The organism is Acinetobacter sp. YH12151 (assembly GCF_013418355.1).
GTDB lineage: Bacteria > Pseudomonadota > Gammaproteobacteria > Pseudomonadales > Moraxellaceae > Acinetobacter > Acinetobacter pseudolwoffii.
In genome coordinates this window covers 39,609-56,037 of the sequence record NZ_VPCG01000012.1, presented here as the reverse complement: position 1 = coordinate 56,037, position 16,429 = coordinate 39,609, and the positions used below count along the sequence as shown (strand labels likewise).

25 protein-coding genes and 1 pseudogene are annotated in these 16,429 nt (G+C 44.5%); 6 read left to right on the top strand and 20 right to left on the bottom strand.

Features of this window, described 5'->3' with window-relative positions; genetic code table 11:
- Window positions 1–8: 8 nt before the first annotated feature.
- The 18 genes from rplF to FTU82_RS06440 form a co-directional block, all read right to left on the bottom strand.
- Complete coding sequence (rplF, locus tag FTU82_RS06525) at window positions 9–542, bottom strand: 50S ribosomal protein L6 (protein ID WP_005094142.1); 534 nt, start codon at window positions 540–542, stop codon at window positions 9–11.
- 13 nt (window positions 543–555) lie between these two features.
- Window positions 556–951 carry a 30S ribosomal protein S8 gene (gene rpsH, locus FTU82_RS06520; protein ID WP_005094144.1) on the bottom strand — a complete coding sequence of 132 codons (396 nt, stop codon included), beginning with the start codon at window positions 949–951 and terminating at the stop codon, window positions 556–558.
- 12 nt (window positions 952–963) lie between these two features.
- Window positions 964–1,269: a 30S ribosomal protein S14 gene (gene rpsN / locus FTU82_RS06515; protein ID WP_004732275.1), complete on the bottom strand. Its 306-nt coding sequence runs from the start codon at window positions 1,267–1,269 to the stop codon at window positions 964–966.
- Window positions 1,270–1,278: 9 nt separating this feature from the next.
- Complete coding sequence (gene rplE, locus FTU82_RS06510) at window positions 1,279–1,815, bottom strand: 50S ribosomal protein L5 (RefSeq protein ID WP_005094146.1); 537 nt, start codon at window positions 1,813–1,815, stop codon at window positions 1,279–1,281.
- A gap of 16 nt (window positions 1,816–1,831) precedes the next feature.
- A complete protein-coding gene (rplX, locus tag FTU82_RS06505) occupies window positions 1,832–2,149 on the bottom strand; it encodes a 50S ribosomal protein L24 (RefSeq protein WP_004281502.1) in 318 nt (105 codons plus the stop codon).
- Between the two features lie 9 nt (window positions 2,150–2,158).
- A complete protein-coding gene (gene rplN / locus FTU82_RS06500; RefSeq protein WP_005094147.1) occupies window positions 2,159–2,527 on the bottom strand; it encodes a 50S ribosomal protein L14 in 369 nt (122 codons plus the stop codon).
- A 91-nt stretch (window positions 2,528–2,618) separates the two neighbouring features.
- Window positions 2,619–2,876 (bottom strand): 30S ribosomal protein S17, encoded by a 258-nt coding sequence (gene rpsQ, locus FTU82_RS06495; protein WP_004281504.1) that lies wholly within the window; start codon window positions 2,874–2,876, stop codon window positions 2,619–2,621.
- Window positions 2,873–3,070 (bottom strand): 50S ribosomal protein L29, encoded by a 198-nt coding sequence (rpmC, locus tag FTU82_RS06490; RefSeq protein ID WP_004281505.1) that lies wholly within the window; start codon window positions 3,068–3,070, stop codon window positions 2,873–2,875. The genes rpsQ and rpmC overlap by 4 nt, the downstream gene beginning before the upstream one ends.
- Window positions 3,070–3,483, bottom strand: coding sequence for a 50S ribosomal protein L16 (gene rplP / locus FTU82_RS06485; RefSeq protein ID WP_004281506.1), 414 nt, complete (start codon window positions 3,481–3,483; stop codon window positions 3,070–3,072). The genes rpmC and rplP overlap by 1 nt, the downstream gene beginning before the upstream one ends.
- A gap of 3 nt (window positions 3,484–3,486) precedes the next feature.
- Window positions 3,487–4,239, bottom strand: coding sequence for a 30S ribosomal protein S3 (gene rpsC / locus FTU82_RS06480; RefSeq protein ID WP_004281507.1), 753 nt, complete (start codon window positions 4,237–4,239; stop codon window positions 3,487–3,489).
- Window position 4,240: 1 nt separating this feature from the next.
- Complete coding sequence (gene rplV / locus FTU82_RS06475; protein ID WP_001982638.1) at window positions 4,241–4,570, bottom strand: 50S ribosomal protein L22; 330 nt, start codon at window positions 4,568–4,570, stop codon at window positions 4,241–4,243.
- Between the two features lie 11 nt (window positions 4,571–4,581).
- Window positions 4,582–4,857 (bottom strand): 30S ribosomal protein S19, encoded by a 276-nt coding sequence (gene rpsS, locus FTU82_RS06470; protein WP_004281508.1) that lies wholly within the window; start codon window positions 4,855–4,857, stop codon window positions 4,582–4,584.
- A gap of 19 nt (window positions 4,858–4,876) precedes the next feature.
- The gene (rplB, locus tag FTU82_RS06465) at window positions 4,877–5,701 is read right to left on the bottom strand and encodes a 50S ribosomal protein L2 (RefSeq protein WP_005094148.1); all 825 of its coding nucleotides are present in this window, start codon (window positions 5,699–5,701) and stop codon (window positions 4,877–4,879) included.
- Window positions 5,702–5,712: 11 nt separating this feature from the next.
- On the bottom strand, window positions 5,713–6,033 hold the full coding sequence (gene rplW, locus FTU82_RS06460; protein ID WP_005094149.1) for a 50S ribosomal protein L23: 321 nt from the start codon (window positions 6,031–6,033) through the stop codon (window positions 5,713–5,715).
- A complete protein-coding gene (rplD, locus tag FTU82_RS06455; protein ID WP_005094150.1) occupies window positions 6,030–6,632 on the bottom strand; it encodes a 50S ribosomal protein L4 in 603 nt (200 codons plus the stop codon). Before rplD ends, rplW begins: the two co-directional genes overlap by 4 nt.
- Before the next feature lie 11 nt (window positions 6,633–6,643).
- Window positions 6,644–7,282 carry a 50S ribosomal protein L3 gene (gene rplC, locus FTU82_RS06450; protein ID WP_005094152.1) on the bottom strand — a complete coding sequence of 213 codons (639 nt, stop codon included), beginning with the start codon at window positions 7,280–7,282 and terminating at the stop codon, window positions 6,644–6,646.
- Between the two features lie 60 nt (window positions 7,283–7,342).
- Entirely contained in the window at window positions 7,343–7,654 is a 312-nt protein-coding gene (gene rpsJ, locus FTU82_RS06445; protein WP_000070912.1) for a 30S ribosomal protein S10, read from the bottom strand.
- A 246-nt stretch (window positions 7,655–7,900) separates the two neighbouring features.
- Complete coding sequence (locus FTU82_RS06440; protein WP_100357820.1) at window positions 7,901–8,662, bottom strand: type 1 glutamine amidotransferase; 762 nt, start codon at window positions 8,660–8,662, stop codon at window positions 7,901–7,903.
- Window positions 8,663–8,823: 161 nt separating this feature from the next.
- On the opposite strand from FTU82_RS06440, the gene FTU82_RS06435 reads away from it, so the two are divergent.
- From FTU82_RS06435 to FTU82_RS06415, 6 genes and pseudogenes are all read left to right on the top strand, one after another.
- A complete protein-coding gene (locus FTU82_RS06435; protein ID WP_005094155.1) occupies window positions 8,824–10,026 on the top strand; it encodes a PLP-dependent transferase in 1,203 nt (400 codons plus the stop codon).
- 59 nt (window positions 10,027–10,085) lie between these two features.
- A pseudogene (locus tag FTU82_RS16395) lies at window positions 10,086–10,173 on the top strand (hypothetical protein); the annotation flags it as partial.
- 436 nt (window positions 10,174–10,609) lie between these two features.
- Entirely contained in the window at window positions 10,610–11,821 is a 1,212-nt protein-coding gene (gene hmpA / locus FTU82_RS06430) for an NO-inducible flavohemoprotein (RefSeq protein ID WP_180101148.1), read from the top strand.
- An 89-nt stretch (window positions 11,822–11,910) separates the two neighbouring features.
- On the top strand, window positions 11,911–12,363 hold the full coding sequence (locus FTU82_RS06425) for an Rrf2 family transcriptional regulator (protein ID WP_005094159.1): 453 nt from the start codon (window positions 11,911–11,913) through the stop codon (window positions 12,361–12,363).
- An 88-nt stretch (window positions 12,364–12,451) separates the two neighbouring features.
- Entirely contained in the window at window positions 12,452–13,396 is a 945-nt protein-coding gene (yihA, locus tag FTU82_RS06420; RefSeq protein ID WP_005168732.1) for a ribosome biogenesis GTP-binding protein YihA/YsxC, read from the top strand.
- A 235-nt stretch (window positions 13,397–13,631) separates the two neighbouring features.
- Window positions 13,632–14,051 (top strand): VOC family protein, encoded by a 420-nt coding sequence (locus FTU82_RS06415; protein ID WP_005168733.1) that lies wholly within the window; start codon window positions 13,632–13,634, stop codon window positions 14,049–14,051.
- On the opposite strand, the gene FTU82_RS06410 is transcribed toward FTU82_RS06415, so the two are convergent.
- Window positions 14,048–15,286, bottom strand: coding sequence for a dicarboxylate/amino acid:cation symporter (locus FTU82_RS06410; RefSeq protein WP_034608350.1), 1,239 nt, complete (start codon window positions 15,284–15,286; stop codon window positions 14,048–14,050). The two genes, FTU82_RS06415 and FTU82_RS06410, sit on opposite strands and share 4 nt — an antisense overlap.
- 177 nt (window positions 15,287–15,463) lie before the next feature.
- Window positions 15,464–16,336 (bottom strand): acyl-CoA thioesterase II, encoded by an 873-nt coding sequence (locus tag FTU82_RS06405; protein ID WP_180076353.1) that lies wholly within the window; start codon window positions 16,334–16,336, stop codon window positions 15,464–15,466.
- Window positions 16,337–16,429: the final 93 nt, after the last annotated feature.

Genomic DNA, 16,429 nt, shown 5'->3' with positions numbered 1-16,429 from the left:
CTCGCGCCTTATTTCTTCTTAGCTTCTTTACGAAGTACAACTTCGTCAGAATAACGAACACCTTTGCCTTTATACGGCTCTGGTGGACGGTAACCACGGATATCTGCAGCAACCTGACCTAAAGCTGCTTTGTCAGCAGATTTAAGTACGATTTCAGTTGCAGTTGGAGTTTCAGCAGTTACACCTGCAGGAAGTGCATAATCGATCGGGTGAGAGAAACCAAGGTTAAGATGAACAACATCACCTTTAACCGCAGCTTTATAACCAACACCGATAAGCTGTAACTTACGTTCGAAACCTTCGCTAACACCTTTTACAAGGTTGTTAAGCACAGCGCGAGCAGTACCAGCTTGCATCCAAGCGTCTTTCGACTCTTGTACTGGAGCAATAGCCAGAGTACCGTCTTCCTGTTTAAGCTCGACCAGCGCATGCAGGTTGAAAGACAATGTACCTTTAGTGCCTTTCACTTCGACCTGCCGGCCGTTCTGAGTAACTGTTACACCATTCGGTACAGTTACTGGGGCTTTAGCCACACGAGACATGAGGAATCACCTATTAAGAAACAAAAGCAATAACTTCACCACCAACGCCTGCAGCACGTGCAGCGCGATCAGTCATGATGCCTTTGCTTGTAGAAACAATTGCAATACCTAAACCTTGCTTAACGCTTGGAAGTGCATCTTTACCGCGATACTGACGTAGACCTGGACGGCTTACGCGTTTCACAGTGTCAATCACTGGCTTGCCTTCAAAATATTTTAACGTAATTGTTAAAGTTGGTTTGCCTTCAGCTTCCGCAACTTCTACGTTAGAAATGTAACCTTCTTGTTGAAGTAAGTTAGCAATTGCAACTTTCAACTTAGAATTAGGCATAGAAACAGTTTGTTTCTTCGCCATTTGTGCGTTACGAACACGTGTTAGCATGTCGGCAACGGTATCTTGCATACTCATTTATAGTGCTCCTTACCAGCTTGCCTTAACAACGCCAGGTACATCACCTTGCATTACTGTTTCACGTAATTTGTTACGGCTTAAGCCGAACTTACGGAAATAGCCATGCGGACGACCAGTTAAACCACAACGGTTACGTAGACGTACTGGAGATGCATTACGTGGTAATGCTTGCAATTTCATCATCGCTTCGAAACGTTCTTCGTCTGATGCATTTACGTTTGCAATAACAGCTTTTAATTCAGCACGTTTTGCAGCGTATTTAGCAACAGTAGCTTCGCGTTTCAATTCGCGATTAATCATACCTTTCTTAGCCATATCGACCTCTTATTTGAACGGGAAGCCGAATGCACGCATAAGCGCACGGCCTTCGTCATCGGTGCGAGCAGTCGTAGTAATGGTAATGTCCATACCACGAATACGATCAATCTTGTCAAAATCGATTTCAGGGAACATGATCTGTTCCTTAAGACCCATTGAGTAGTTACCACGACCGTCGAATGATTTCGCAGAGAAACCACGGAAGTCACGGATACGAGGGATCGCAATCGAGATCAAACGGTCTAAGAATTCGTACATACGTTCGCCGCGTAAAGTAACTTTACAACCGATCGGCCAACCATCACGGATTTTAAAACCAGCGATTGATTTACGAGCTAACGTAAGTACTGGTTTTTGACCAGCGATAGCTTGCATATCTGAAAGAGCACCATCAAGGAGTTTTTTGTCAGCAGCAGCTGCGCCAACACCCATGTTGATCGTGATTTTAGTGATGCGAGGAATTTCCATCACATTTTTAACGCCTAAAGTCTCTAATAACTGAGCTTTAAGTTCGTCATTGTAACGTGTTTTAAGTCTGGCCATGGCCTATATCAACCTATTACTTCGCTACCGCCACTGATTCACCATTTGATTTGAATACGCGAGTTTTCACGCCATCAATCACTTGGTAACCAACACGGTCAGCCTTTTGGGTTGTAGCATTAAAAACTGCCACGTTTGAAATATGAAGCGAAGCTTCCTGAGTTACAACGCTACCTTCAGCGCCTGTAGCACGGTTCGGCTTTTGGTGCTTCTTCACCAAGTTAAGGCCTTCAACCTTAACACGGTCATTAGAAACAGACAGAACAGTACCCTGTTTGCCTTTTTCTTTACCTGCGATCACAATTACTTGATCGCCTTTTTTAATCTTAGCCATGATCGCCTCTTATAGAACTTCAGGAGCCAATGAAATAATTTTCATGAACTGTTCAGTACGAAGTTCACGAGTCACTGGTCCGAAAATACGAGTTGCAATCGGCGCTTTGTTGGTGTTCAAAATAACAGCAGCGTTATCGTCGAAACGAATCACTGAACCGTCTGCACGACGGATACCGAATTTTGTACGAACCACAACTGCATTCATCACGTCACCTTTTTTAACACGTGCGCGTGGAATTGCTTCTTTTACAGTAACTTTAATAATGTCGCCAACAGAAGCATAACGACGATGCGAGCCACCAAGTACTTTAATACATTGTACGCGGCGTGCACCACTGTTGTCTGCTACGTCGAGCATAGTTTCGGTCTGAATCATTGCCCTACTCCAAAACCGAGCAACACCGGTCGAAATTTCGAAAGGCTCAAAGAGTACTCGAAATTGACCGATGATGCAACAAGAACGTTAATTACTCAGCAGCTGCTTCAACAACTTCAACTAGAGTCCAAGACTTAGTTTTAGAAATTGGGCGGCTTTCTTTAATGGTTACAACATCACCAGCTTTCGCTGTGTTGTTCTCATCATGAGCATGTAATTTTGTTGAACGGCGGATTAATTTGCCATACAACGGGTGTTGAACTTGGCGTTCAATAAGAACAACGATAGATTTATCCATCTTGTCGCTTACAACTTTGCCAGTTAACGTGCGGACTGTTTTATCACTCATTGTCCGTTCCCCTGTTTTTCGGTAAGGAGGGTCTTAATACGAGCAATCGTCTGACGAGTAAGTGCAACTTCATGCGATTTACCCAATTGACCAGTTGCTTTCGCCATACGAAGACGGAATTGGTTAAGCTGTTGCTCATCAAGCAAAGCTGTCAACTCTTCTACCGACTTTTCACGTAGATCTTTAGTTTTCATTACATTACCGTCCGAGTCACGATAGCGGTTTTAAACGGAAGCTTAGCTGCTGCAAGCGTAAACGCTTCGCGAGCCAATTCTTCGTTAACACCATCAATTTCGTACAAGACTTTACCTGGTTTGATTTGGCAAACCCAATATTCCACAGAACCTTTACCTTTACCCATACGCACTTCAAGCGGCTTAGAAGTAATCGGTTTGTCCGGGAATACACGGATAAAGATCTTACCACCACGCTTAATACGACGGCTAATTGTACGACGCGCTGCTTCAATTTGACGCGCAGTCATTTGACCACGTTCAACTGATTTAAGTGCAATAGTACCGAAAGATACTGTGCTACCGCGGTGTGCTAGACCAGTGTTACGGCCTTTCTGCACTTTACGGAATTTAGTACGCTTAGGTTGCAACATGGATTATTCTCCTTTTTCAGCAGAACGATCATTGCGACGACCACGACGCTCTTGACCTTCACCACGACCACGACCGCGTTTAGCTGGACGTTCTTCTGCTGGAGCTGGGTTCATGACTTGTTTCATGCCGCCCAAAATCTCACCACGGAAGATCCAAACTTTAACACCAATCGTACCGTAAGTAGTCTCAGCACGCATAGTCGCATAGTCGATATCTGCACGAAGCGTATGTAGAGGTACACGACCTTCACGATACCACTCAGTACGAGCAATCTCAGCACCACCTAAACGGCCTGAAACTTCTACTTTGATACCTTTAGCACCAGCACGCATTGTGTTTTGTACTGCACGCTTCATAGCACGACGGAACATTACACGTTTTTCCAATTGAGAAGCGATTGCTTCAGCAACTAGACGCGCGTCTAAGTCTGGACGATCAATTTCATTGATACTTACTTGCGCAGGAACACCCATGATAGATGTTAATTCGCGTTGTAGTTTCTCAATATCTTCGCCTTTTTTACCGATTACGATACCAGGACGAGCAGTGCTAATAGTTACTTTAGCAGCGCCTGTAGGACGTTCGATAAGAATGTTGCTGATCATCGCGTTTTTAAGTTTTTTGATTAAAAACTCACGAACTTGAAGATCTTTAAGCAAGTATTCAGCGTATTGTTTCGGATTCGCATACCAGTTAGCGTTATGACGTTTCACAACACCTAGGCGGATACCGATTGGATGAACCTTCTGACCCATATCAAACCCCTACCTTAACGGTGATGTGACAAGTACGCTTAGTAATACGATCTGCACGGCCTTTAGCACGTGGCATAATACGTTTCAGGCTCATGCCTTCATCAACGTAGATCGTAGAAACTTTAAGGTCGTCTACATCTAAACTGTTATTGTGTTCAGCGTTTGCAATCGCAGATTCCAACGCTTTCTTAACTAGAACTGCAGCTTTTTTGTTGCTGAAGTTAAGGATGTTAAGCGCGTGCGCAACAGATTTGCCGCGGATAAGATCTGCAACCAAACGAGCTTTTTGTGCCGAGATAGCGGCACCGCGTAATTTAGCAGTTACTTCCATCATAGCACCCATTAACGTTTAGATTTCTTGTCAACACCGTGACCGCGATAGGTACGAGTTGGTGCAAATTCACCAAGCTTGTGACCAACCATGTGTTCAGAAACGATCACAGGAACGTGGTTACGGCCATTGTGTACAGAAATTGTTAAACCAACAAAATCCGGGAGGATCATCGAACGACGCGACCAAGTTTTGATCGGCTTACGGTTATTAGCCGCGATAGCCGCTTCAACCTTAGCGAACAAGTGCGCATCGACGAATGGGCCTTTTTTCAGAGAACGAGGCATTGTCAGATTCCTTTACTTGTTACTTAACGCGACGGTCGCGAATGATCATCTTAGTCGTACGCTTATTGGTACGTGTCTTGTACCCTTTAGCTTTTTGACCCCATGGGCTTACAGGTTGAATACCTTTGTTACGCCCTTCACCACCACCGTGCGGATGGTCAACCGGGTTCATTGCCATACCACGAACGGTAGGACGAACACCACGCCAGCGCGATGCACCAGCTTTACCAAGCGAACGAAGGTTGCTTTCCGAGTTAGATACTTCACCTAACACAGCGCGACATTCAACGTGAATTTTACGCATCTCGCCTGAACGTAGACGAACGATAGCGTAAGAACCGTCACGACCCAACAGCTGAACTGAAGTACCAGCTGAACGAGCAATCTGCGCGCCTTTACCGATTTTAAGTTCGATGTTGTGAAGAGTAGAACCGATTGGCATGTTGCGAAGCGGCAAGCAGTTACCTGGACGAATTGGAGCATCGTTACCAGACTGTACTTTATCGCCAGCGCGAAGGCCTTTAGGAGCGATGATATAACGACGTTCACCATCAGCATACAATACAAGTGCAATGTGTGCAGTACGGTTAGGATCGTATTCGATACGCTCTACAGTTGCAGGAATACCATCTTTGTTACGCTTAAAGTCAACTAGACGGTAGTGCTGCTTATGACCGCCACCAACGTGACGAGTCGTGATGTGACCGTTGTTGTTACGGCCGCCAGTACGTTTTTTAGCTTCAACCAACGGAGAGTACGGTGCGCCTTTGTGAAGGTGATCATGAACCACTTTCTCTACAAAGCGACGTCCTGGAGACGTTGGCTTACATTTTTGAATAGGCATAATTCTCGTCCTTATTCCGCTGTGCTTTCAGCGGTATCGCCCAAGTCAGCCATTTCAACATCTTGGCCAGCTTTCAGGGTGACGTATGCTTTTTTAACATCAGAACGACGTCCTAATGTTTTACCAAAGCGTTTAGACTTACCTTTAGTGATAGTCGTGTTAACTTTAACAACTTCTACACCAAAGAGTTGTTCCACTGCTTTTTTGATTTCAAGCTTGTTTGCATTGATAGCAACTTTAAACACTTGAACACCAGCAGTTTCACCTAAAACTTGTGCTTTTTCTGAGAATACAGGTCCTTGCAGGACTTGATAGATACGTTCGTTGTTCATCCGAGTTCTACCTCAATTTTCTTAGCAGCAGCTACAGACATAACAACTTTGTCGAACGCAATCAAGCTAACAGGATCGATTGCAGCAGCATCAACCACATCTACGTGTGGAATATTGCGTGCAGCAAGATACAAGTTCTCATCAACAGCATCGGTAACGATCAATGCACGAGTTGCATTCAAGTCGTTAAGCTTTGCAAGCAATTCTTTAGTTTTTGGAGCTGCAACAGCAAACTCATCAACTAAAATTAGGCGATCTTGACGAACAAGTTCAGCCATGATGCATTGCATAGCACCGCGGTACATTTTACGGTTTACTTTTTGAGACCAGTCTTGTGGACGAGCAGCAAAAGTTTTACCACCGCCAACCCAGATTGGGCTACGAATAGAACCAGCACGAGCACGGCCAGTACCTTTTTGACGGAATGGCTTGCGGCCACCGCCAGAAACGTCTGCACGTGATTTCTGAGCTTTTGAACCTTGACGGCCACCAGCTAAATAAGCTGTAACCACTTGGTGAACAAGAGCTTCATTAAATTCACGACCGAACGCAACTTCTGATAATTCAACAGCAGAGCCGGAAACAGTATTTAAATTCACGTTATTTCCCCTCAGGCCTTGATCGTAGGACGAACGATTACGTCGCCACCAGTAGCACCAGGAACCGCGCCTTTAACAACAAGAACTGAACGTTCTGTGTCGATAGCAACGATCTCAAGACCCTGTGTAGTTACGCGTTCAGCACCTAAATGGCCAGCCATTTTTTTGCCTTTGAATACGCGACCAGGAGTCTGGTTTTGACCAGTAGAACCTAAAACACGGTGAGAAAGCGAGTTACCGTGAGTTGCATCTTGCGTACGGAAATTCCAACGCTTAACACCACCTTGGAAACCTTTACCTTTAGATTGACCAGTTACGTCAACAACTTGACCAACCTGGAACAATTCAACGGTAAGCGTACCACCAACTTCACGACCTTCAAGATCAGCTTCTGTAGCGCGGAATTCTTGAACTAGACGACCAGCTGCAACACCTGCTTTCGCAAAGTGGCCTTTCTGAGCGTTAGTTACGCGAGATTCGCGACGTTCACCAGTAGTGATTTGAATCGCTTGATAACCATCAGTTTCAAGCGTTTTGATTTGAGTGATGCGGTTAGGATCAACCTCAATCACTGTAACAGGCACAGAAACACCAGCATCTGTAAAGATACGTGTCATACCGCACTTGCGACCGACTAAACCAATAGCCATGTGCATAAACCTCTAAAAAAGCGGCCTAATTAACTTAGAGTGTTAATTAACCCGAAAGCCTTAACCCAATGCGATCTGAACATCAACACCAGCTGCAAGATCTAACTTCATCAATGCATCTACAGTTTTGTCTGTAGGTTGAACGATGTCGATCAAACGCTTGTAAGTACGGATTTCGTACTGGTCACGCGCGTCTTTGTTTACGTGTGGTGATGTTAAAACGTTAAAACGTTCAATGCGTGTTGGCATTGGAATTGGACCACACACTTGTGCCCCAGTACGTTTTGCGGTTTCTACGATTTCTTGAGCAGATTGATCAATCAGGCGATGATCAAAAGACTTAAGACGGATACGAATTCTCTGGTTAGACATACCAGTAAACTCCAAGCCAAATATATAAAGAATCACTCCTGACGCATCTCACCCCACTTTAATACGGGTAAGTGTCAAGAGCAGTGAAATATCACTAAGGTCGTGATCGATGCCACGACTGTAACGATAGTTAACTACTTTATTCGCAGTTAACCCCCTTCCTATCGAAGGGTCGCTTATTATAGCCATTGTTTAATGCATAAGCAAATCCCTTTTATGGTTTTATCCAAGTTTTCAATTTACCCCCTAAAACAAGAGTTTATTTTCTGAATGCGGGGCAGTTTTCGCCAAGACATATTCTATAGCTCGATTTAATATCTGATTTCCTTCAACAAACTTATTTTTATGGGTCTTTTTTAATTCAGAGAGATCCTGAACATATTTTCCTGAAAATTGTGCAAGCTGCTCCTCATCTTCCAAAAATAAAGACAGGATTTCTGGAGTACTCTCTGGATGAAACTGAAAACCGAGCACATTTTTACCCAACTGGTACATCTGATTACGACAGGCTTGGTTTTCTGCCAGATGCACTGCCCCTTTGGGTATTTCAAAGCTTTCACTATGCCATTGCAGAATATTGAACTGTTCGGGTAAGCTAAAACATTCTTGCGGTAGATTGGCTACCTTGTGTACCGTGGCCCAGCCCAATTCCTGCTCAGGATTACGACTGACGCCCGCCCCCAATGCATTGGCAATCAATTGTCCACCCAGGCATAAACCGATTGCCGGTTTGCCATGTGACAGATAACGACGCAACCAGCGTTTCTCTATCTTTAACCAGGGGAAATTTGCCTCATCATTGACACTCATGGTTCCGCCCATGATGATCAGTAAATCGACGTCCTCAACCCTTGGCAAAGCCTCAATCTCTAAAGGACGATCCAACGGTAAAGCAAAAAACTCAGTCGCACTAATGTACGCCTGATACTGCTTTAAAAACTCATGACAACTACCATAGCCTTCACCAGCAATATGCTGAAAATAATGCACTTTTAAATGCGACTTCATGCTCCTCAACCTATTTTTTAGCTAGATAGTTTTAGGTTTTGCAAAAATGAAGCCAACTTTTTTCAAGGACCAATTTTTTTAACAATTCACAACCGAACTGGCAGTGAGTCACAGATTCTCTTAAGCTAAGGTAATATTTGATTACATTTAAGGGCATTCACGTGAAAAAAAACGCTCAAACCACCCTGATTCATGCACCACGAAAAGCCCCTCAATCCATTTCTACGGTTCAACCTCCCCTGTTTCGTGCATCGACCATTATTTTTGAGAATACTGATGCGCTATTTAATCGCCACTGGACCGATGCTTATGACTATAGCTACGGCACCCACGGCACACCCACGACATTCACCTTAGGCGATAACATCGCGCAAATTGAAGGGGGTGAATACTGCCTACTTGCGCCGAGCGGTTTATCCGCCATTAACCTGGTGAATTCTTGTTTCTTGAGCCAAGGTGATGAAGTCTGGGTTGCCGATAACATCTATGGCCCAAACATGGAACATCTGCGCAATCTGGAAACGCGTTATGGCATTGCGGTCAAAGTGTATAACCCGCTTGAGGTCGAAACCTTTACACCAAGTGAAAAAGCAAAACTGCTTTGGCTGGAAGCGGCCGGTTCAGTCACACTGGAGTTTCCAGATCTGGTCGGTTTAATCAAAAAAGCCCAGGCACATCATATTTTGACGGCGTTGGATAATACCTGGGGCGCAGGTCTGGCTTTTAATGCTTTTGATTTTGGCGAAGAGCATTTAAGTGTCGATATCACGGTTCATGCCCTGACCAAATATCCAAGCGGTGGTGGCGACATCTTGATGGGCTCAGTTGTTACACGAGATAAAACCCTGCATCACAAACTGTTCCGTACCCATGCCATTCAGGGCATTAGTGTTTCTGGTGATGATGTGGCGCAGGTACAACGCAGTCTGGCTTCGATGCAACTGCGTTATCAGCATCAGTCCGAAAGCGCACTGACTTTAATGAAGTGGCTCAAACAGCAAACTGAGCTTGTTCAAGTTTTACATCCAGCCGATCCAGATTGCGCTGGACATCAATACTGGAAAGATATTTGTAAGACAGGTCAAAGTGCCGGCCTGGTTAGCGTGATTTTTGATCATTCTTATAAGCTGCAAGATATTCGCAATTTCTGTGACAGCTTAAACCTGTTTAAGCTCGGCTTTAGCTGGGGTGGCCCTGTCAGCCTGGTCATGCTCTATAACTTAAAAGACATGCGTGTACTGGAACATTCACATTTAAAACATGGCTTTCTGGTTCGTTTCTGTATCGGACTGGAACATCCGCAAGATTTGATTCAAGATATCCAGTACGCCCTAGAACACATGAAAAAGCCTAAAAATGAATGATAAACAATAGGAAAAGTTAGGTGAACACTATTTGGTATTACTAAAAAACCACAAATACCATGCAAGACATTGTCTTATGCTCACAGCTTACCAGTCGGCATGGTCTGCTTGTCGGTTTAACTGAAACTAAAAAAACAGTCACTCTTATTTATGAACAGAGTGTCGATCGGAATAGTGCTTTTGAAATGCTGCAAAACCCAAGTGGCCGAACCTCAAAAAAATGCCAAACAAGCAGAATTTGCAAAACAGCAAGCCAAGGAACAGTGACCTCTAACCGGTGAGCAACAAAAGGAATTAGAACACGCGACTTAGGCAACCTAAAAAGTTCATAAAAGATACTGATCGATTTATCAAACTGCGCACGCAGGCTCGGAGATGATACCGGGGAGAATTGTCCGCGAGTTTCATGACTGCTTTTTCAGTGAAAATAGCACGATTTATTCCTATCAAGATTTTTAAAATTATGGGATATTCAGATATCCCATAATTTTTTTATGGTTTTATTAAAAGATGTATTTACAAGGCATGCTTTAAGATGTATTTTAAATACATCTTATAAATAAACAGCCATGAGAGATCAAACATGACTCCGCAGCAAATTGACCTTGTAAAAGCAACAGTGCCTGTACTCCGCGAAAATGGTGTGGCACTCACGGGCTATTTTTATAACCGCATGTTAGGCAACAACCCTGCCCTTAAAGAAACGTTTAATATGGGTCACCAACGCAGTGGTGCACAGGCGCAAGCCCTTGCCGGCGCTGTATTGGCCTATGCCGAAAATATTGAAGACCCATCTGTACTTTTACCTGTGGTTGAGCTGATCGCGCATAAACACGTGAGCTTAAACATTCAAGCGCCAGACTATAATATTGTGGGTGAAAACCTGCTGCATTCTATTAGTGAAGTATTAAGCATCCCGATGGAAGATCCATTAATTGATGCTTGGGCTACAGCTTATGGTCAATTGGCTGACTTGTTCATCAGCACTGAAAAAACGATCTATGAGCAGCATCAGCAAACCAAAGGTAGCTGGTTAGGCTGGCGCAATTTCAAAATTTCCCGAAAAGTAGTAGAAAGTGACGAGATTACTTCAATCTATCTACAACCGGTAGATGGTGGCGATTTACCGAAATATGAAGCCGGTCAATATATTTCAGTTCGTGTATTCGTAGAAGAACTTGGCTTAAAACAGCCGCGTCAATATACGCTTTCAACCAGCCCTCAAGCAGACTATTTGCGTATTTCAGTTAAACGTGAACCGGGCAATGGCGCAGATCAAGTTGCAGGTTGGGTGTCTAACACTCTACATGGTTTGCCGGAAGGTTCAGAAATTGAAGTATCTGCACCAACAGGTAACTTCTACCTGATCGATCCAGCTAAACGTAATGTGTTTATCAGTGGTGGTGTTGGCCTGACGCCAATGATCGCGATGCTGAACCAGCTGGTGACTCTGGATATGCCACAACCTGTGACCTTTATCCATGCTTGCCGTAGCAAACAGGTTCATGCGATGCACCAGCATATTCATGACCTGAAAGCAAAATATCCGCGCTTAAGCACCCTTACTGCTTATGAATTTCCACATCAAGCTGACAAACTGGGTGAGGATTATGATGTAGCAGGTCGTCTGGATCTGAGTACAGTTGATGCAGCGCTGTTACCAGTCAATGCCGATTACTACCTTTGCGGCCCAATGCCATTTATGGCAGAACAGCAAAAAGCACTCGTTGCCCGCGGTATTCCTGCTGAAAATATTCATAGTGAAGCATTTGGTACAGGTGGGGTTCACCACTAAGCCCTCGCTTCAAGCTGAATAGGTGGGGCTAGTCTGGTTATGCTAGACTAGCCCTTATCTATTTAATTCTTAAAGATATTAGTGCGATCATGCAATTAAACAAATTTACCGACTATGCTTTGCGTATTTTAATGTACATCTCCCAGCCGCGAGATACGCCGTATACGATTGCGGAAATTGCGCGAGATTTGTATGTGTCACAAAATCATTTAATGAAGATTGTGCATTTCATGTCGAAACAAGACTGGATTATTGCCACACGCGGTAAAGGCGGCGGCATCCGCTTAAATCCTACTACACTAAATCTAAAACTCGGTGAGATCGTGCTTAGCTTGCAGGGTGAAAATCATGTGATTGTCGAATGTAATACCCCACCCTGCGTACTGCGTAGCAATTGTGGTTTAAAAGGTATTCTCGACCATGCGCTGGAACAGTTTTACCAAAGCCTGAACCAATATACCCTGGCCGATGTGCTCACCCCATCTAACCAATCTCATTTTAGTACTGTTTCTCCAATCGGTTTAATTAACCTGATGGATTAAGTTGCAATAGCATTGCAAAGCAAAGTTCGCTTGCCTGTGCGACTTCCTTTATAATGTTTCTTTGTAGATCATTTATTGAAGTTGAGTTATGCACCACAGCAGAGGAAAATCCAAAAACAGTAAGACAGCCCATGCACCCAAGCAAAAGATCAGCTACGAGAAAAAAGTTGATTCTGCTATTACTGAATATTCTGTGCGCTCACTCAACTGGCTACGCAAAGCCGAATTTTTAATGAGTGCACCAAAACTCAGTCTTTGTGTAGAAGATACAGGCTATGAAATTGCTTTTGCCGGTCGCTCCAATGCCGGTAAATCCAGTGCGATTAATGCCCTGACCAACCAGAAACAGTTGGCACGTGCATCAAAAAGACCCGGCCGCACCCAGATGATTAACTTTTTTAGCTTGGGTAATCCAGATCAGCGTCTGGTCGATTTACCAGGCTATGGCTATGCTGCCGTACCAGAGGCGATGAAAATTGTTTGGCAAAAAGAACTGGAAAATTATCTGATTCATCGCAAAAGCTTACAGGGCTTGGTGCTGTTGATGGATATTCGTCATCCGCTACAACACTTTGATGTGATGATGCTGGAATGGGCTTATTCACGTCATTTGTTTGTGCATGTTCTTTTAACCAAATCAGATAAGCTGAATCGTGGCCCTGCCTCTAAAGCGCTTCAGGAAGTCAAAGCTGCATTGAAAAAAATGAAACTGGACTTCTCGATTCAATTGTTCTCCTCCATGAACAAAGAGGGACTTGAAGAACTGGCCAGCGTCATGGGCGGCCGTCTGAATTTCACTTTAGATCAATCAACTCAATTTGATTTGGACAGTATTCCGGAAGTATCGGCTCATGATCTAAATCAATTCGATGAACCAGTTGAACTCGACTCTGGGTCTGATGCAACTGCTATTGGTGAGGTTTCACCGCATGACTTAAATGAAGCTGAAGAACCGCTTGAATTACTTGAGCAGGATCAGTCAGAACTTAAAGCAGCAGATGAGCTAAACCAGAATAAACGCTCAGCTGAATAATCAAATGACAAAATATTTGATTGATTGATTGATTTAAATTAAAAACCTCCGTTATGCCGCATAACGGAGGTTTTTTTCTAAGGTGATTTTCACCATATCAAGCTGGTCAAGTGATAGCAGCGCCGGATTGATCAGATTTACCTGTTTTTACATGAAGACTGCATTGTTTACTTAGTGATTAAATCCTGATTCATATTAGAATAAATCTTGATCAGCCTTAGATCAGGAACCCATTATGAAACCATCTATCTCTGTGATTACGCTGGCTGTTCAGGACATAGAGCAATCATTGCAATTTTATTGTGAGGGTTTAGGCTTTAAAAGCGACGGAATTATGGGGCAGGAATTTGAATATGGTGCGGTGGCGTTTATTCAACTGCAATCCGGTCTTAAGCTTGCCTTATGGCCGCAGCGCAGCCTTCAGCAAGATACCGGTCTTGAATTGAGTCCGATCTGCCCAACCCAAATGGCGCTGGGACATAATGTCTATAGTCCATTAGAGGTTGACCAGATCATGGTACTGGCTGAACGTGCGGGCGCTAAAATTATCAAAGCTGCACACACCACCTTTTATGGCGGATATGCTGGTTATTTTCAGGATCCCAATGGTCATCTCTGGGAAATTGTCTGGAATCCGGACTTAGATAAAGATTAAACCGGCGCTTCAGGTTCACGGGTATGCCGGTCTACCACCACACTGATCATCATATCGCCCTGCACATTCACCACGGTACGTACCGTATCCAGTAAACGGTCGATCGGCAATAAAATCGCAATCGCCTCGGCAGGCAATCCCACAGATTGCAACACCATAATCATGGTGACCATGCCAGCGCTTGGAATCCCAGGTGCGCCTAAGGATGCAATCATTGCCGTGGCACAGACCACCAGCTGTTGCCCTAAACTCAGATCCAGCCCCATTAAATTGGCAATAAACAAGGCGGCGGCTGCCTCATAAAGAGCTGTGCCATCCATATTCAGCTGTGTTCCCAGTGGAATCACAAAACCTGCCGTATGCGGACGTACGCCCAGATTTTCCTGCGCACATTTCATTGACAGTGGCATGGTGGCCGAACTGGAACTGGTGGCAAATGCGGTAATTAAAGCAGCGCGTGTGCCTTTAAAGAACGTGATCGGATCCATCTTGCCAAAAATCCACAGCAATAAAGGCAATACCACGATGCCATGGAAAATGGTGGTTCCAGTGACCACGGCCGCAAATTCAGCCAGACGACTGAGTACCGAAATATCCTCAGTCGCGATCAGCTTGGCCAATAAAGCAAAAATACCGAAAGGTGCCAGTTTCATCACCCAGCCAATCATCAACATCATGATTTCAAAAAACTGGTGACTCAACTTGCGCACGGTACGGAATTTATCTCCGCCTGCGACCAGTGCCACACCGACAAACAAGGCAAAGACCACCACCGCCAGGACATTGCCATCTGAAAATGCCTTAAACGGATTGATCAGGGTATTTTGGATAAAATTGGTAAAGAAAGAAGATGGCGTTAAGGTGTCCGGAGTCTGATGCTGCGCCATGGCATCCTGGAACATCAGTACATCGACACCCTTGCCGACATCAAACAGATGTGCACAGGCCAGACCTAAAATGAGTGCCAAAGTCGTTGTGGTCACACAGCACATCAGGGTGATTTTCCAGGTGCGATTCAGTTGTCCGCCTGCCTGCAGATTGGATACCCCGACCACAATCGACGTAAAAATTAGCGGAACCAACAGCATTTTTAATAAGCCGATAAAAACACTGCTGACGATGCCGATGCCGTATAAACTGACATCAAAAAATGAGGTCTGCGGAAATATCGTGAGTAAAAATCCAAACAGCACCCCCAATACGGCGGCAATTAAAATTTGCGTATTTAAGCTCATCTTTTCATGCATTTTAATATAGATCTTAAGCGGCACTATGCCATGCCGATTCTACAGAATCGAGTAATATTTTATAAACGCGTGCCTAGAACAAGATCTCAAATAATGATTGTTCTGCGAATTAAAAACAAAAAAACCGAATCTGGGATTCGGCTTTTTGAGCAAAAAATATAAAAATTATTGGGTTTCGATTTCACGTAAGCGGATCAGCCCTTCCTGCGTGGTACTACAGACCAGTTCGCCATTCTGCCACATCCGTCCAAAATTCAGACCGCGTGAGCTGGCGCTCTGGGTGGCATCCATGTCATATAGCATCCATTCATCGGCACGAAATGGCTTATGGAAGTACATGGCATGGTCAATACTGGCACATTGCAGGCTTGGCGAAATATAACTCAGACCATGTGGACGCAGTGCCGTGGTCATCAAGGTAAAGTCTGAATAGAAAGCGGCAATCGCCTGATGCAAAGAAATCTGATCCACTTCTACAGCAATTCGGTCATGGGTGCGGATATAGTGCGCATAAGACGGCGCTTCCGGCTGAGGCTGAAAGGGGTTTTGCGGATTGATCGGGCGGATCTCGACATGACGATCACGGGTGAAGGACGCACGGACATTTTCCGGAATAAACTCAATCATTTGTTTGATCAGTTCTGCTTCATTTTTCAGGCTTTCTGCTGGCGGATATTCCGGCTCTGAAATCTGGTAATTGAGACCTTCTTCCTGATGCGCAAAAGACACCATACACATAAAAATAGTGCGACCATGCTGAATCGCACGTACTTGACGGCTGACAAAGCTCTTGCCGTCACGGATACGATCCACTTCATAAATAATCGGTGCGTTGACATCTCCGCCAAACAGAAAATAGGCATGTAACGAGTGTGCCGGACGGTCTGTGGTATAAGACGCAGCGCGCAGTGCCTGCCCTAAAACCTGCCCACCAAACACGCGCTTGCCCACCAGATTACGGCTGATTCCCCGAAAAATGTTTTCTTCTAACTTTTCCAAGCTGAGCAGCTCGACCAGTTCCTGTGTTAAGGCATTCATAAGCAACCTACGTAATATTGGAGATATCCCAAAATGGAAAAACAGATCTAAATAATTAATCTGGAATATTCTGCCACAAAATCAGACCGAAAC

Coding starts and splice junctions, on each gene's coding strand:
- rplF (WP_005094142.1), bottom strand. CDS start 542: ATGTCTCGTGTGGCTAAAGCCCCAGTAACTGTACCGAATGGTGTAACA.
- rpsH (WP_005094144.1), bottom strand. CDS start 951: ATGAGTATGCAAGATACCGTTGCCGACATGCTAACACGTGTTCGTAAC.
- rpsN (WP_004732275.1), bottom strand. CDS start 1,269: ATGGCTAAGAAAGGTATGATTAATCGCGAATTGAAACGCGAAGCTACT.
- rplE (WP_005094146.1), bottom strand. CDS start 1,815: ATGGCCAGACTTAAAACACGTTACAATGACGAACTTAAAGCTCAGTTA.
- rplX (WP_004281502.1), bottom strand. CDS start 2,149: ATGGCTAAGATTAAAAAAGGCGATCAAGTAATTGTGATCGCAGGTAAA.
- rplN (WP_005094147.1), bottom strand. CDS start 2,527: ATGATTCAGACCGAAACTATGCTCGACGTAGCAGACAACAGTGGTGCA.
- rpsQ (WP_004281504.1), bottom strand. CDS start 2,876: ATGAGTGATAAAACAGTCCGCACGTTAACTGGCAAAGTTGTAAGCGAC.
- rpmC (WP_004281505.1), bottom strand. CDS start 3,070: ATGAAAACTAAAGATCTACGTGAAAAGTCGGTAGAAGAGTTGACAGCT.
- rplP (WP_004281506.1), bottom strand. CDS start 3,483: ATGTTGCAACCTAAGCGTACTAAATTCCGTAAAGTGCAGAAAGGCCGT.
- rpsC (WP_004281507.1), bottom strand. CDS start 4,239: ATGGGTCAGAAGGTTCATCCAATCGGTATCCGCCTAGGTGTTGTGAAA.
- rplV (WP_001982638.1), bottom strand. CDS start 4,570: ATGGAAGTAACTGCTAAATTACGCGGTGCCGCTATCTCGGCACAAAAA.
- rpsS (WP_004281508.1), bottom strand. CDS start 4,857: ATGCCTCGTTCTCTGAAAAAAGGCCCATTCGTCGATGCGCACTTGTTC.
- rplB (WP_005094148.1), bottom strand. CDS start 5,701: ATGCCTATTCAAAAATGTAAGCCAACGTCTCCAGGACGTCGCTTTGTA.
- rplW (WP_005094149.1), bottom strand. CDS start 6,033: ATGAACAACGAACGTATCTATCAAGTCCTGCAAGGACCTGTATTCTCA.
- rplC (WP_005094152.1), bottom strand. CDS start 7,282: ATGGCTATTGGTTTAGTCGGTCGCAAGTGCGGTATGACACGTATCTTT.
- rpsJ (WP_000070912.1), bottom strand. CDS start 7,654: ATGTCTAACCAGAGAATTCGTATCCGTCTTAAGTCTTTTGATCATCGC.
- FTU82_RS06440 (WP_100357820.1), bottom strand. CDS start 8,662: ATGAAGTCGCATTTAAAAGTGCATTATTTTCAGCATATTGCTGGTGAA.
- hmpA (WP_180101148.1), top strand. CDS start 10,610: ATGACTCCGCAGCAAATTGACCTTGTAAAAGCAACAGTGCCTGTACTC.
- FTU82_RS06425 (WP_005094159.1), top strand. CDS start 11,911: ATGCAATTAAACAAATTTACCGACTATGCTTTGCGTATTTTAATGTAC.
- yihA (WP_005168732.1), top strand. CDS start 12,452: ATGCACCACAGCAGAGGAAAATCCAAAAACAGTAAGACAGCCCATGCA.
- FTU82_RS06415 (WP_005168733.1), top strand. CDS start 13,632: ATGAAACCATCTATCTCTGTGATTACGCTGGCTGTTCAGGACATAGAG.
- FTU82_RS06410 (WP_034608350.1), bottom strand. CDS start 15,286: ATGAGCTTAAATACGCAAATTTTAATTGCCGCCGTATTGGGGGTGCTG.
- FTU82_RS06405 (WP_180076353.1), bottom strand. CDS start 16,336: ATGAATGCCTTAACACAGGAACTGGTCGAGCTGCTCAGCTTGGAAAAG.